This is a genomic window from Ruminococcus bromii, assembly GCF_928721825.1.
Classification (GTDB): domain Bacteria; phylum Bacillota; class Clostridia; order Oscillospirales; family Acutalibacteraceae; genus Ruminococcoides; species Ruminococcoides bromii.
The window spans coordinates 1,409,574-1,424,447 of sequence record NZ_CAKMVP010000003.1 but is presented as its reverse complement, the minus strand read 5'-3'; the positions used below and the strand labels follow the sequence as shown (position 1 = coordinate 1,424,447).

Below are 14,874 nucleotides of genomic sequence, written 5' to 3'. Positions count from 1 at the left end.
TTTTGTTGGCAAAAAAGACAAAGCGAAAAAATGGTAAAAATAGCTTTTATATGGGCTAAAAGCGGCTTTTTAGTTGCATTTTTGGGCGATTTGTGTTATATTTTATACGGTCAAATTTGACCGTAACATACTGATTGTGTTTAGAAATTGATATGTTAAGGGTGGTTTCATGGATTACAAATTAATAGCGCTTGACATTGATGGTACGCTGACAAACTCCCAAAAGGAGATTACTCCCCGTACAAGATATGCTCTTATGGAGGCGCAGAAACAGGGCAAGAAAATCATTCTTGCGTCAGGCAGACATCCCATAGGAATAATGCCGATTGCAAAGGACCTTGCGCTTGACCGCTTTGGCGGTTTTATTATGGCATTTAACGGCGGCAGGATTATCAACTGCGAAACAGGCGAAACTATGGTGAGCAAGCTGTTTCCGCTTGAATATCTTCCCGATATCGTAAATGTTCTTAAGGATTCAAACATTACAATCAACACCTATGATGACAGGAGAATTATCTCTGACAACAAGGTGAACGACTATACCTATGTTGAAAGGGACGTTATCAAGGCTGAAATGGTTGTTGTTGACGATTTTATCTCATCTGTAAGATTTGATATCAACAAAATTCTTCTTGCAGGCGAACCCGATGAGCTTGATAAGTATCAGAAAATTCTTGCAGACCGTTACGACGGTTTGCTTGATGTGTATAAGAGCGCGCCGTATTTTCTTGAAATTATGCCCTTTGGCGTTACTAAAGGCTCAATGCTTCCGCTGCTGCTTGATAAACTCAAAATGAAAAGGGACGAGCTTGTTGCATTCGGCGACAACTATAACGATATGACTATGATCGGCTACGCAGGCTTTGGCGTTGCAATGGGCAATGCTGAGCCTGATATTAAGAAAATCGCCGATTATATCTGCGAGTCAAATGATGAGGACGGAATTGCGAACACACTTGAAAAATATATTTTGAAGTCGTAACCGCAAGGCTTTCTGTTTTAAAAATAACTGAAAATTGAAAAGGGAAGGCTATGGGAGTGTCGTTTTCGTCAGCAATTCCGTGTTGGAATGCGTGAAATGGAAATTGATGCTCCTTTTTGTATATAATAGCCAAATTAGGGGGCTAATCTTTGGCATATCAATTTTGTAATTATTCCGTAAAAGAAAAATGAAATTTACTCTCTAAATTATAATATGATTGTATGTTATGTTGTACGAAATATAACAAAAGGAGGAAAATCTATGGCAAAAATTAAAAAATTGCTAGCATTGATTTTGTCGATTTGCGTAATTTGTACGGTATCTGTTATGTCCGTTAGTGCGGCTAATACAGATGACGACAACGACACTTCGGCATCAAGCACAATCACAGTACATTACTACTGTGAGGAAGGCACGCCCACAATCTATTATTGGAACAGCCTTCCGAAAAACATCAGCACGGAGTACCCCGGCGTTAAGATGACTTCCGAGGGAAACAACTACTACAAGTACACTTTCAACGATGTAACAAAAATCAATATGATGTTTGTTACAAACGGAAAGCAGTCTGCCGAGCTCACAAGAAACACAGGCGAGTGGTGGTATAAAAATAAAAGATGGTCAAGCAAAAATCCTGAGGATATGCAGGATTTTGACCGTGTTGACATGCGTGAAGACACAATTTATTTTGTAATCACAACCCGTTTCTATGACGGTGACACAGGTAACGATGTTCATTGCTGGGATGACTCACAGGCAAACAACCCCGACAGCGATCCCGCATGGCGCGGTGACTTCAAGGGACTTATCGACAAGCTCGATTATATCAAGGCTCTCGGATTCAGCGCAATCTGGATTACTCCTGTTGTAACAAACGCATCGGGCTACGATTACCACGGCTACCATGCAATGGACTTCTCAACAGTTGATGTTCGTTATGAGAGCGACGGCGCTACATATCAGGATCTTATTGATGCCGCTCATGAAAAGGGCATCAAGATTGTTCAGGATATCGTAGTTAACCATTCAGGTAACTTCGGTGAGGCAACTCTTGCTCCTATGTTTACAAAGGAATACGACTCAATTCAGGATCTTGCTTCTGTAGATTGCATGAAGGTTATTGAGGGAAGCGACTTTGCTAAAACATTCCCGAACTACGATGACCTTGAGCCTAAGTATCAGTATGCCGCAAGACTTAATATCATGAAGGATACTAAGGAGCTTGACTCCGGTAATCACGACACGGAAAACAACTATCACCACTTCAAAGACCTCAGCTGGGAAAGCCCGACTGTACAGACAGGTCAGATTGCCGGTGACTGCGTTGATATCAACACAGAGAATCCTACAGTTGCAGAATACCTTAACAATGTTTATAACAACTATATCAACATGGGCGTTGACGCTTTCAGACTTGATACTGAAAAGCACGTTTCAAGACTTACACTTAACCAGTATTACTTCCCGTCATGGCTCAAGACAGGCGGTAAAAACTTCTTCATCTTTGGTGAGGTTTGTACTCGTGTAAGTGAGTTCTGGAACCACAACATTCCTGCAATTTCAGCTCCGTTCTATACATGGGCTGAATCAGACAGCCAGTACATCAATTCGTTTACAAATGATCAGGCTTCAAATATTGATCTTACACTTAAGCACTATGACAGCAACGCAAGTACAGCAAATCAGCCAACATCTGATAATGTTTATCTTGACGGTCTTAAGTATCACACACCTGATTACAGCAAGGCAAACGGCACAAGCGTAATCGACTTCCCGATGCATTGGAACTTCTCAAATGCAAGCAACGCATTTACCCGTGCTTGTGAAGAAGATCCGTACTACAATGACTCATCATGGAATGTAACATATGTTGATTCTCACGACTACGGTCCTGATATGGACAGCCGTTACGATGGCGGTACACAGTCATGGGCAGAGAACCTTGATGTACTCTTTACTTTCCGTGGTATTCCGTGTCTTTACTACGGTTCTGAGCTTGAGTTCCAGAAGGGTGTTCCTATGGATGTTGGTCCTAACGCACCTCTTGCAACAACAGGTCGTGCATACTTCGGTGACTACCTCGAGGGCGACGTAACAGCTACAGACTTTGGTACATATACTAATGCAAGCGGTGCTGTTGCAAGCACACTTGAAGCACCTCTCGCTGTTCATATTCAGCAGCTCAACCAAATCAGAAGAGCAGTTCCTGCACTTCAGAAGGGTCAGTATACAAGAAGCAAGACTTATGTTGACGGTAATATGGCATTCGTTCGCCGTTACACACAGGGCGCTACAGACAGCCTTGCTTGTGTAACTATCTCAGGCGGTGCTACATTCAAGAACCTTCCTAACGGTAAGTATATTGATGCAGTTACAGGCGATGTTAAGTATGTTACAGACGGCACACTTACAGTATCTTCTGTTGGTAGGGCTAATATGAGAGTTTATGTTTGCTGTGCAGACGGTTTCACCGGCATTGACGGTCAGATCGGTACTAACGGTACATATCTCAAGTAATAAAATAATGTTGTTTTTACGGAGCAGGTTTTCCTGCTCCGTTTTTTTGTCAAAATGAAGGATTGTCATTTTTTATCCGTCAAAATTCGGGACAATTAAGGGCATATATTCGTAATACTGCGTTGCAATGAATAAGAAAACAGAAAATTATGCAAATTCTACATATAAGAGTGAAAATAGATGTGACACTTCTGCAAGAATTGTACATTTTCTTTTTTTTAAAAATGTGCTATAATACATAAAATATAGTTTCAATTTATTGTGAATTTTAAAAAGGAGTGTTTTTTATGACAAACAGCGAGTATTCGGATGTTACACCGCAGATTCATGCTCTGGCTCAGAAAATGACGCATAACTCCGTTATTGATACAGATTTATACAGTAAGTACAATGTAAAAAGAGGTCTGCGTGACCTTGACGGTAAGGGTGTTCTCACAGGTCTTACATATATTTCTACAATCACACAGAATAAGCTTGTTGACGGAAAGCTTGTTCCTTGCGAGGGTGAGCTTCGTTACAGGGGCTATAATGTAAAGGATATCGTTGACGGTATTCTTGAGGATGACCGTTTCGGTTTTGAAGAGGTTACATATCTTCTTCTCTTTGGCGATATGCCTAACGAAGAACAGCTTAAAGATTTTAAGAAGCTTCTCGTTCAGTACAGAACCCTTCCTCAGCACTTTGTTCGTGATGTTATCCTCAAGGCCACAAGTAACGATATGATGAATTCAATAGCAAGAAGTGTTCTCACACTTTTCTGCTATGATAAGAACGCTAACGATACATCAATCGACAATGTTTTAAGACAGTGTATACAGCTTATCTCCGTATTCCCTCTTTTGTCGGTTTACGGCTATCACGCATATAATCACTATCAGCGTGATAACAGCCTTTATATCCACCGTGCAGAGCCTACAATGTCAACAGCCGAGGTTATTCTGTCGCTTCTTCGTCCCGACAGACACTATACTCCGCTTGAGGCAAAGGTTCTTGATATGGCGCTCATTCTCCATATGGAACACGGCGGCGGTAACAACTCAACATTTACAACACATGTTGTAACATCTTCGGGTACTGATACATACTCGGCAGTAGCTGCGGCACTTGCATCACTCAAAGGTCCTAAGCACGGCGGTGCAAATGTTAAGGTTTACTATATGTTTGAGGATCTCAAAAAGCATGTTAAGGACTGGGAGGACGAGGACGCTCTTGAAGATTATCTTGAGAAGCTCCTTGACAAGCAGGCTTTTGATAAAAAAGGTCTTATCTACGGTATGGGACACGCAGTTTATACAATTTCCGACCCCCGTCAGCAGATTCTTCACGGTGCTGTTAAAAAGCTTGCGCTTGCCGAAGGTCACAATGATGAATTTGACCTTTATGAGAGAGTTGAAAGACTGGCTCCGAAGGTTATCGGCAGAAAGCGTAAAATCTACAAGGGAGTTGCCGCAAATGTCGATTTCTACAGCGGACTTCTTTACAGTCTTCTTGATATTCCGTGTGAGCTTTATACTCCGCTTTTTGCAACAGCCCGTATCACCGGTTGGAGCGCACACAGACTCGAGGAGCTTATCAACTGCGGCAAAATCATCCGTCCTGCATATATGAGCATTTCAGAAAACAAGGAATATGTTGATTTGAAAGACAGGTAATACGGAGAACATATTTGTTTATATATCAAACTGTCTGCACGAATAGGGAACGGCGGATCGCCCTTACAGAGTTGCAGAGGTAAATACTGTGTTACGCTCGGGAAACATATTTGTTTATATATCAAACTATCTTCACGAATAGGGAACGGTAGCATACCGTGCAACAGCAGGTTGCTTGTGAAAAATCACGCTCTGCATTATAATATAATCAAGAGGTGACGGCTATGGATACAAAAGAAATTTTATTGAAATTAAGAACAAAATCGGGTTTTTCTCAGGATGAGCTGGCTGAAAAACTGTTTGTAACAAGACAGGCGGTTTCTCGTTGGGAAAATGGCGACACGGTTCCGAATACGGAAACATTAAAACTTCTCTCAAAACTGTATAATGTGTCAATCAATACCCTGCTCGGTTCACCCCGAAAATTGATATGTCAATGCTGTGGTATGCCGTTGGAAGATGAGATTATCAGCAGAGAAAAAGACGGCTTTATGAACGAAGACTACTGCAAGTGGTGTTATGCCGACGGAAATTATATGTACAGCGATATGGATGATTTGATTGATGTCTGCGTCAAAAATATGGCTGACGAGGAACATTCCGAAAAAGAGGTGCGTGAGTATCTGTTGAGAACACTCCCGAAGCTCGACTATTGGAAAAGATATAAGGAACTCGGCGGAAACAAGGCTTTTGAGGAATTTAAAAATACTCTGATTGACGAGATAAATGCCTTGAATGTTGTGGGTATGCCAAAACTTACAAAGCTGAATGCGCTTGTCGGAAGTTATGTCAATCTTGGATACAGACTTCCGAACGGCAACAAGGTTAAGTTTTTGGATGACAACGCAACATATCTCGGAAATCAGCTTGAATGTGAGTTCGGCGGTGACAGATATTTCGGAATTGTCGCAAATACGGATTTCATCCTGATTTCAACTTATGAAGAAAACGGCAAAAATACCGAACTTGTTTTGTACAAGAAAAGATAATAAAATAACAGACAAAGAGGTGTCAGCGTTTGCGACACCTCTTTTTGCGGTTTAAATTATTGAAAAGTCAGAACAAGGTAATCCCGAACATACGCAGTATCCACAAAATAGCTCCGAAAACAGCCGATGCGGTAACACCGTAAACTATGACAGGTCCTGCAATGATGAAAAGCTTTGCACCGAGTCCTGCGATATATCCCTCGGATTTAAACTCAATCGCAGGCGAAGAAACCGCATTTGCGAAGCCTGTAATCGGAACAAGCGTACCTGCACCGCCGTGTTTTGCAATTTTGTCGTACACACCGATTGCCGTCAGCAAAATTCCTATGAAAATCAGCGTTACCGAAGTCAACGTTTTTGCATCATCTTTGCCGATGTCAAGCAATGAATAGCTGTCGGTCAAAATCTGTCCGATAAGACAGATGAAACCGCCGATGAAAAATGCCTTAGTCCCGTTCACAAAACATTTACTTTTCGGTGAATTATTTTTCACAATCGTACTGTATTCTTTTTTTGAAATCATAAAATGCCGCCTTTGTACCAAAAATAAAGTTTGTATTTATTTTTACCACATAAATTTCAATTATGTTTGAATTATCACTTTATTTTTTTTGACTGCTGTAGTATAATTATTAGTATGTACAGCTATGTAAAACGAAATGAGGGCAAAGTAATGGAGCATTATCTTGATAACAGCGCAACTACTAAGGTGTCGCAAGGTGCGGCAGAAAAAGCGTTTGAGATAATGACCGAAAATTACGGCAATCCCTCGTCACTTCATTTGCGTGGAATGTATGCCGAGCAGGAGCTTGTAAAGGCTCGAAAAGAGGTTGCCGGAAGGCTCGGTGCAACTGCCGATGAAATTTATTTCACAAGCGGCGGTACAGAGGCAAACAATCTTGCAGTTTTCGGCGTTGCCGAGGCTAAAAAACGCAGAGGCAGGCGGATTGTTGTGTCTGCCGTTGAACACAGCAGTATTATGGAATCTGCGAAAAAGCTTGAGGATAACGGCTTTGATGTTGTCCGTATTATGCCCCGTGAGGACGGCACAATTCACAAGGAAGATGTGCTTGAAAATGTTGACGAAAACACAATTCTTGTGTCTGTAATGTGCGTCAACAACGAAACGGGCGCAATTATGAATATTTCGGGTATTTTTTCCGCTGTTAAGGCGAAGAACAGCGATGTAATCTGCCACACGGACGCCGTTCAGGCTTTCGGTAAAATCTCGCTTTCCGCATCAAAACTTCATGCGGATTTAATCAGCGTGAGCGGTCACAAAATCCATGCCCCGAAGGGTGTGGGCGCAATCTTCGTGAAAAAGGGTGTACGGCTTGTTCCGCTTCACTACGGCGGTGAGCAGGAGAAAAAACTCCGCCCCGGTACAGAGGCAATTCCGCTGATTGCCGCAATGGGTGTTGCGTGCAGTGAATTTAACATAGATAAAAATTACGGTTATGTTTCAAAGCTTAACAGCTACGCAAAGGAAAAGCTGCTTAAAATTGACGGAGTGGTTCTCAACTCTCCCGAAAATGCGCTTCCGTATGTGCTGAATATCTCGGCAGGAAAAGTCAGGAGCGAAACGATGCTGCATTTTCTCGAAAATCTCGAAGTTTATGTATCATCGGGAAGTGCCTGTGCAAAGGGCAAACCGAGTTATGTGCTTGAGTCAATGAATATCGGTCGTGACCGTGCCGACAGCGCACTGAGAATCAGCTTTTCAAAGCTGAATACGGAGGAAGATATCGACGCACTTTGTGAAGGTATTGAAAAGGGACTGAAAACCCTTGCCCACAAATAGGAATAGTATGAATACATATTTAAAATAAAGGAATACATTTTATGAAGGAAATTTTACTTTTGAAAGACGGCGAAATCGTTCTTAAGGGACTTAACCGCCGTTCGTTTGAGGATGTTCTCAAAAAGAACCTTAAACACGCGTTGAGGAGTGCCGGTCGTTTTGAGATTACATCGGCACAGTCCACAATTTATGTAAAACCGCTTGATGATGATGCAGACCTTGAAAAGGCTTGCGAAATTGTTTCGAGGGTGTTCGGAATTATCGCTTTTTCAAGAGCTGCTGTTTGTGAAAAAACAATCGAATCCGTTCTTAAAACCGCCCCGAAATATCTTGAAAATCAGCTTAACAATATTAAAACCTTCAAGGTTGAGGCAAAGAGAAGCGACAAAAAATTTCCGCTCAAATCTCCCGAAATTTGCAGAGAGGTCGGCGGTGAAATTCTTTCAAAGTTTCCGCATCTCAAGGTTGATGTTCACAACCCCGACCTTGTTGTAAATGTTGAAATCCGTGACTTCGGCGCTTATGTTCACGGCGAACCTATAAGAGGAGCAGGCGGTATTCCTGTCGGCACAGGCGGCAGAGCCGCAATCCTCATCAGCGGAGGTCTTGACTCCCCCGTTGCCGCTTATATGATGGCAAAAAGAGGTATCAGACTTACTGCAATTCACTTTGCAAGTCCGCCTTACACAAGCCCCAGAGCAGAAGACAAGGTTGTCAGACTTCTCCGCAGAGTCAGCAGATATGCAGGTGATATGGTTATGTACACCGTGCCGTTCACAAAGCTGCAGGAGAAAATCAAGGACGAATGTCCCGAAGAGCTTTTCACAATCATTATGCGCCGCCTGATGATGCAGATTTCCGAAAGAATTGCCGAAAAGTACGAATGTCAGGCACTTATCACAGGTGAAAGCCTCGGTCAGGTTGCAAGCCAGACAATCGGTGCGCTTTCTTGTACAGATGAGGCGACCGATATGCTCGTATTCAGACCGCTTATTGGTATGGATAAGCAGGAAATTATCGACATTGCCTATAAGATTGACACCTACGATATATCAATTGAACCGTATGAGGACTGCTGTACCGTGTTCACACCGAAGCATCCCCGTACAAGACCTGTTCTCAAATATGTAAAAGAGGCTCAGGAAAAGCCGAATTTTGAACCTCTTGTTGAAGAGGCTCTCCTAAACCTCAAGGTCACAAAAATTTCGGCTGATGATGAATAAAACTGATTGAAAGGGGAATTGACATGAATGTTGAGATTTTTTCCTTAACGGGCAAAAATTCCGCTGACCTTTCTCAAACAAGCGGTGAAATTGCAAAAAAGCTTGAACAAAACGGCTTTTCCGTAACCAAAGTAAAAAGCGTTTCACCTTCATATTCTAAAATTATTTCTGCACTTAACGAGCTTGCGAAAAGCGAAAAAGCGCCTGATCAGGTTGTGATTGCAGAGGCTCTTACAACAAAGGACAGCACATCGTTCCGCAAAAAGTTTGCCGAGGTTGTTGCGGCATCCGAGAAGTATGAGAATACTCCCGTGCCGAAGGACTATTGGCGAAAGAGAAATCTTGATTTTCTCAATGCCAAAAAGCGTAAGGCAGACAAGGAAGAGATGGAACAGCTCAAGGACAAGTACAGAATGTTCCGCAAAAAGTCAAGAGTTTTCAGTCTTAAGGATATGGGCAGCGGTTATCGCGGCTACTGTTTTATGTACCGTGGTATTCAGGTTGCAGTTCTTCCGAAATCATCGCTTGCAGGCGAAAATCCCGATGATATGGTGTGCCTTGCTTGTATCCGCACGAGGTCTAATTTTGAAAATTCGCAGGAGGATTATCCGAACGGCTTCAGCAATCAGGAATTTGTACCTGCAAAAACAGGCTTTGTCAACAACTATATTCCTTTGCGCGGTGACGGAGCAAAGGAGGTTACACGAAAATGTGTTGTAATGGTTTCGTTCCTTGTGTTCCTTACGGCGCTTTCGCTGTTGTTCTACAATATGATTTACCTCAGCCTGAGAAATGCCGAGCTTAACGGAGAAATTCAGAGAATTGCGCACAGTGTTGATGACTCCGACACAACCCCTGCAAAGAAAAAGGACGATACAATCAACTGGGATAAGCTTTTGAAAATCAACGATGAAATTGTCGGCTGGATTCAGATGAAGGACACCCACATTGACTATCCTGTTTTGTGGCATAAGGCAGACAGCACACCGCAACAGTATTACCTTAACCACAACTACAAGAATGAGTGGGACGGTTTTGGCAGTGTGTTTGTTGACTACCGTTCAACAAAGGGTACAGACGGCAAGAACCTTGTTCTTCACTCTCACCACATTCAGGACGGTTCAATGTTCGGTGATCTTATGAAGTTCGGCGGAACAACAGGGGATCTCGATTTCTACAAAGAAGTTCCGACCTTCCGTTTTGACACCCCAAAGGGCAAGGGTACTTATAAGATTATCTCTGTGTTCAAGACAAACACTCTTACCGCACACGGCGAGTTCTTCAACTATATGATAAGCGACTTTGAAAATGACAAGGATTTTATGAACTATGTCTACAATGTTCGTATTCGTTCGCTGTTTAACTGTCCTGTTGATGTAAATGAGGATGATGAGCTTGTTACGCTTTCAACCTGTTCGTATGAGTTCACAAATTTCAGAACAGTAATTGTTGCAAGAAAGGTGAGAGCAGGTGAATCAACAAAGGTTGATGTAAAAAAGGCATCTCTCAACAAGAATGCTGTATGGCCGCAGGTTTATTATTCATCCTACGGCGGTACAAGACCGACTGTTACAGACTTTGACACAGCCTACAAAAAGGGTCAGATTACTTGGTATGACGGAGACTACGGCTTTAAAAATCAGAAAGTAACTCCGAAAACAACGGAGTCAACAACCGCAACCGACAAAAAGGGTCAGACTGTAACAAAGAAGCCACAGCCTACAACTCAGGCAAAGGTTTATTGCAATGTAACCTTCATTAACTATGACGGTTCTGTATTGTCAAAGCAAAAGGTTGAGTACGGAAAGTCGGCGGTTGTGCCTAAGACCATACCGAAAAAACCGAGTGATGAGTATTACGATTATACTTTTGAGGGTTGGGATACTACCTATGACTATACAAAGGTAACGGCTAATTTGAGCATTGCACCGAAATTTAAGGCAACGCTGAAACCCGAATACGCAAACGCACAGTAGGAGGACGGAAAATGAATTGCAGGCTTGTTTTTTTCGCTGCTCGCAAAACCTCGTTTTGCGAAAGAGCTTTGCAAAAGTCCTTTTCGGAGCTTGATCTTGAGCTTGTCAAAACCTGTTTTGCAACCGATTCCGAACAACTCGGGGTCGAGCTTACAGACGCTTTTAAAAAGCTGAATGTCGTGTTTGTTGTCGGCGGACTCGGATTTGACGATGAAAAGGGGATAAAGAGCATAATCTCGCGTGCATTGTGCGAAACCCCTGTTAATGACTGCAAAAAGCTGAAAAATGAATACGGTGACGACGGTTATGTCATCAGAGCCGCAAACCAGCTGCTTGTTCTTCTGCCCGACGAACCCGCTCAGATTGAAGAGATTATGCACGGTCCGCTTAAGAAGTATATTAAGGCAAACTCGGTAATGCAGCAGTATTAAAGCTGACAGTGAAAAGTGAACAGTTAAAAAGCTAAGTAAAACGATATAATCCCCTTAAAGCAGATTCTTGAAAAGATAAAATTTCAAGGACGCTTTAAGGGGATGTTTTTGTGTCAAAAAAGCTGTAAAATTTAAACTTGCGGCAGAAAAAGCTCAGGTTCAAATCGGGAAAAGGAGAAATTCATAATGAAGAAAAGCCGTACAAGAGAAACGGGCAAAAGACGGTGCGTATGATTTCGAACCGGAGAAAACGCCATTTGCAGCATTTATAAAATCAATTAAAAAACTCAGCCGTTTTTTGCAGGCATACATTGAATCTCCTTAACTTATGTTTATTACTCCTATTTCAACTTGATTATTGATTCTGGGGATGAATACGTGGTTGCTCAGACCTGCGCAGACAATCATTTTTGTGCCGTCAAGGTCAAATTCGCCTTTGTCATATTTCGGAAAAAGGCCCTGATTCGGAGCGATTACTCCGCCGATGAACGGCAATTGAATCTGTCCGCCGTGGGTGTGACCGCAGACAATCAAATCTATGTCGGTCTTCTTTGCATCCTCGGCAATGTATTCGGGCTGGTGGTGCAGAAGAATTGTGAAATTATCCTTTGCCTTTTCGGCAAATTCTTCCCACAGCGTTCTTGACGGAACATCGTCCTCGGGAGTGTAGAATTCATAATAAGGGTAATCGCTCATCCCGCCGATAAGCACACTCTTGCCGTTTTTGGTGAATTTTATATATTCATCGTCAAGCAATACGGCGCCTGTTGAGTCAATCTCACTTTTAAAGTCTGTGCCAAATTCGGCGGCATTGTCACGCTCATGGTTGCCAAGACAGCAGTATGTGGGCGCAATATCCGCAAGCTTTTTCAGCACGTCCTTCATCTTCGTTGTGTCGGGATCGCCACGGTTGACCATATCTCCGCAAACCGCGATAAAATCGGGATTCTGTTCCTTTACAAGCCCTGCAAGGTCTGCGTTCTTTTCACCGTACTCCTTGTTGTGCAAATCCGTGATGACGACGAATTTCAGCTTTGCGTCGTTCTTTGTGTTGTTTACGCTGTAATTTGTGATTGCAATTGTGTTGTCACAGTAAACGCCCCAAATAAATAGTGCAATAAAAATTACAAGAATTATTATTCCGATAATTATAAAAAACTTTTTCATTTAATTCACCATTCATATTTAGTATGGTATTATTTTAGGCTCGTTTTGTGCGGTTGTCAACAAATGTGTGTCGAACAAGTCTGATTATTACTGTTCCTTGTGCTTCGGTTGTCGGATTTTAAATTGATTTAGGAATTGCTTTGTTTGACATTCCTTTTGCACTGTTGTATAATGAATCATAATTGTATTTATATGTTACTCGGGAAATTTACACAAAGTTAAACAGAAGAGGTATGGGTTATGAAGAAGATTAATTTGCGTAAGATGTTTCTGGCTCTCGCAGATGTGTTTATTATCGTTGTCAGCGGTATTCTTGCAAATTACATTCTCTCACTTGTCGGTTACATAGGCACTGCTGCAAGCAAAGGACTGTTGAGTTACATCGTTATCAACCTTGTAATGTGTCTGTTTACACTTTATATAAGCGGAACATATTCAAAATTGTGGCGATACTTTAACGCAAAGGACTATATGGTGTGCGGAATTGCCGTCTTTTCGGGGTTTACGCTCGGCTTTGTAATCTCGTTGTTTTTGCAGATTCCGCAGAGAAAGATTTTTTGTATAGTATATTTCGCAATAGCCCTTGTCGGAATTCTTGCATTCCGTTTTGTTTTCAGAAAGGCTTTTCTTGACCTTACCGAGGCAGGAAGGGCAGAGGGCGGAGAGCGTACACTTATTGTGGGTGCAGGCAATGCCGGCATGATGATTATCCGTGAAATTCACAATGCGAATGAGCAGAATGATGTTAATAACCCGTCAAAAAATATTATTCCGGTATGCTTTGTCGATGATGATTTGAAAAAGCTGAATCAGAAAATCGAAGGAATCCCCGTTGTCGGAACCTGTCCCGAAATTGTTAAAATATGTGATGAATACCGCATAGACAATATTATAGTTGCAATTCCGTCATGTGAGGAAGAAGAGAAGAGGAAGATTCTTGACTACTGTTCCGCAACAGAGTGCAAAATCAAGATTATCCCTTATCTCGGTGAGCTTTTGTTTGATGACGGGCATACACAGCTTATTTCACAGGCAAAGGAAATCAAGATTGAGGATCTTCTCGGCAGAAAACCCATTGAGTTTGACCGAAAGGAGATTCATGACCTTATCAACGGAAAGGTTTGTCTTGTTACAGGCGGCGGCGGTTCAATCGGCAGTGAGCTTGTAAGACAGATTGCAAAGAATGATCCGAAACAAATTATCATTGTTGATATTTACGAAAACAACGCATATGACATTCAGCAGGAGCTTGTGCTTGAATACGGCACAAAGCTTAACCTTGTAACGCTTATTTCATCGGTTCGTGATTACGACAAAATGGAGCTTATCTTCAAGACATATCGCCCCGAACTCGTATTCCACGCTGCCGCTCACAAGCATGTTCCGCTTATGGAAACCGTTCCCGAGGAGGCTGTAAAGAACAACATCTTCGGCACATTCAATGTTGCAACCCTTGCAGAAAAGTACAAGGCAAAGAAGTTTGTTATGATTTCAACCGACAAGGCTGTTAATCCGACAAATGTTATGGGCGCAACAAAGCGTGCGTGCGAGATGATTATTCAGTACAAGGCGCAGCACAGCACCGATACCGAATTTGTAACAACAAGATTCGGTAATGTTCTCGGCTCAAACGGCTCGGTTATTCCGCTGTTTCGCCGTCAGATTGAAAACGGTGCGCCCGTTACCGTAACACATCCCGACATTATCAGATATTTCATGACTATTCCCGAGGCTGTTTCGCTTGTTCTTGAGGCAGGTGCAATGGCAAAGGGCGGTGAGATTTTTGTTCTTGATATGGGTGCTCCCGTCAAGATTACAACCCTTGCCGAGAACCTTATCAGAATGTACGGTAAGGTTCCGTACAAAGATGTTCCGATTATCTTCACGGGACTTCGTCCGGGTGAAAAGCTTTTTGAGGAGCTTCTTATGGATGAAGAAGGTCTTAAGTCAACACAGAACAAGAAAATTTTCATAGGAAATCAAATTAAAATAGACGAAACAGATATGCTGTCAAAGCTTGAGGTTCTTAAAAAGACCGCAGAAAACAATGACAGTGAAAAGACAGTTGAACTTTTGGCAGAACTTGTACCTACTTTTTGCCACAAGGTCAATGATTAACCGAAAAGGAGAAATTTT

At 42.2% G+C, this 14,874-nt stretch carries 11 protein-coding genes; 9 read left to right on the top strand and 2 right to left on the bottom strand.

Annotated features, from left to right (window positions below):
• The first annotated feature begins 169 nt into the window (after positions 1–169).
• From QDI94_RS07235 to QDI94_RS07220, 4 genes are all read left to right on the top strand, one after another.
• Positions 170–982, top strand: a complete 813-nt coding sequence (locus QDI94_RS07235; RefSeq protein ID WP_278418778.1) for a Cof-type HAD-IIB family hydrolase — start codon at positions 170–172, stop codon at positions 980–982.
• Positions 983–1,243: 261 nt separating this feature from the next.
• The gene (locus tag QDI94_RS07230; protein WP_278418781.1) at positions 1,244–3,499 is read left to right on the top strand and encodes an alpha-amylase family glycosyl hydrolase; all 2,256 of its coding nucleotides are present in this window, start codon (positions 1,244–1,246) and stop codon (positions 3,497–3,499) included.
• A 287-nt stretch (positions 3,500–3,786) separates the two neighbouring features.
• Positions 3,787–5,151, top strand: a complete 1,365-nt coding sequence (locus QDI94_RS07225; protein WP_215639003.1) for a citrate/2-methylcitrate synthase — start codon at positions 3,787–3,789, stop codon at positions 5,149–5,151.
• A 224-nt stretch (positions 5,152–5,375) separates the two neighbouring features.
• Positions 5,376–6,140: a zinc ribbon domain-containing protein gene (locus tag QDI94_RS07220; RefSeq protein WP_278868105.1), complete on the top strand. Its 765-nt coding sequence runs from the start codon at positions 5,376–5,378 to the stop codon at positions 6,138–6,140.
• 67 nt (positions 6,141–6,207) lie between these two features.
• Here QDI94_RS07220 and spoVAC read toward each other — a convergent pair whose 3' ends face one another.
• On the bottom strand, positions 6,208–6,663 hold the full coding sequence (spoVAC, locus tag QDI94_RS07215; RefSeq protein WP_278868103.1) for a stage V sporulation protein AC: 456 nt from the start codon (positions 6,661–6,663) through the stop codon (positions 6,208–6,210).
• A gap of 150 nt (positions 6,664–6,813) precedes the next feature.
• Here spoVAC and QDI94_RS07210 point away from each other — a divergent pair, with 150 nt between their 5' ends.
• The 4 genes from QDI94_RS07210 to QDI94_RS07195 are packed head-to-tail and all read left to right on the top strand — an operon-like array spanning position 6,814 to position 11,571.
• Positions 6,814–7,941: a cysteine desulfurase family protein gene (locus tag QDI94_RS07210; protein WP_278868102.1), complete on the top strand. Its 1,128-nt coding sequence runs from the start codon at positions 6,814–6,816 to the stop codon at positions 7,939–7,941.
• Between the two features lie 41 nt (positions 7,942–7,982).
• The gene (thiI, locus tag QDI94_RS07205) at positions 7,983–9,164 is read left to right on the top strand and encodes a tRNA uracil 4-sulfurtransferase ThiI (protein WP_278868101.1); all 1,182 of its coding nucleotides are present in this window, start codon (positions 7,983–7,985) and stop codon (positions 9,162–9,164) included.
• 23 nt (positions 9,165–9,187) lie between these two features.
• Positions 9,188–11,140 (top strand): class B sortase, encoded by a 1,953-nt coding sequence (gene srtB / locus QDI94_RS07200; protein ID WP_278868099.1) that lies wholly within the window; start codon positions 9,188–9,190, stop codon positions 11,138–11,140.
• An 11-nt stretch (positions 11,141–11,151) separates the two neighbouring features.
• The gene (locus QDI94_RS07195) at positions 11,152–11,571 is read left to right on the top strand and encodes a hypothetical protein (RefSeq protein WP_278475169.1); all 420 of its coding nucleotides are present in this window, start codon (positions 11,152–11,154) and stop codon (positions 11,569–11,571) included.
• A 321-nt stretch (positions 11,572–11,892) separates the two neighbouring features.
• On the opposite strand, the gene QDI94_RS07190 is transcribed toward QDI94_RS07195, so the two are convergent.
• Positions 11,893–12,738 (bottom strand): metallophosphoesterase, encoded by an 846-nt coding sequence (locus tag QDI94_RS07190; protein WP_278868096.1) that lies wholly within the window; start codon positions 12,736–12,738, stop codon positions 11,893–11,895.
• Positions 12,739–12,978: 240 nt separating this feature from the next.
• Here QDI94_RS07190 and QDI94_RS07185 point away from each other — a divergent pair, with 240 nt between their 5' ends.
• On the top strand, positions 12,979–14,856 hold the full coding sequence (locus QDI94_RS07185) for a polysaccharide biosynthesis protein (RefSeq protein ID WP_278868094.1): 1,878 nt from the start codon (positions 12,979–12,981) through the stop codon (positions 14,854–14,856).
• Positions 14,857–14,874: the final 18 nt, after the last annotated feature.

Bases quoted from the DNA above. Each gene is read 5' to 3' on its own strand.
- QDI94_RS07210 (WP_278868102.1), top strand. From the start codon at position 6,814: ATGGAGCATTATCTTGATAACAGCGCAACTACTAAGGTGTCGCAAGGT.
- QDI94_RS07195 (WP_278475169.1), top strand. From the start codon at position 11,152: ATGAATTGCAGGCTTGTTTTTTTCGCTGCTCGCAAAACCTCGTTTTGC.
- QDI94_RS07190 (WP_278868096.1), bottom strand. From the start codon at position 12,738: ATGAAAAAGTTTTTTATAATTATCGGAATAATAATTCTTGTAATTTTT.
- QDI94_RS07225 (WP_215639003.1), top strand. From the start codon at position 3,787: ATGACAAACAGCGAGTATTCGGATGTTACACCGCAGATTCATGCTCTG.
- srtB (WP_278868099.1), top strand. From the start codon at position 9,188: ATGAATGTTGAGATTTTTTCCTTAACGGGCAAAAATTCCGCTGACCTT.
- QDI94_RS07235 (WP_278418778.1), top strand. From the start codon at position 170: ATGGATTACAAATTAATAGCGCTTGACATTGATGGTACGCTGACAAAC.
- QDI94_RS07220 (WP_278868105.1), top strand. From the start codon at position 5,376: ATGGATACAAAAGAAATTTTATTGAAATTAAGAACAAAATCGGGTTTT.
- QDI94_RS07230 (WP_278418781.1), top strand. From the start codon at position 1,244: ATGGCAAAAATTAAAAAATTGCTAGCATTGATTTTGTCGATTTGCGTA.
- QDI94_RS07185 (WP_278868094.1), top strand. From the start codon at position 12,979: ATGAAGAAGATTAATTTGCGTAAGATGTTTCTGGCTCTCGCAGATGTG.
- thiI (WP_278868101.1), top strand. From the start codon at position 7,983: ATGAAGGAAATTTTACTTTTGAAAGACGGCGAAATCGTTCTTAAGGGA.
- spoVAC (WP_278868103.1), bottom strand. From the start codon at position 6,663: ATGATTTCAAAAAAAGAATACAGTACGATTGTGAAAAATAATTCACCG.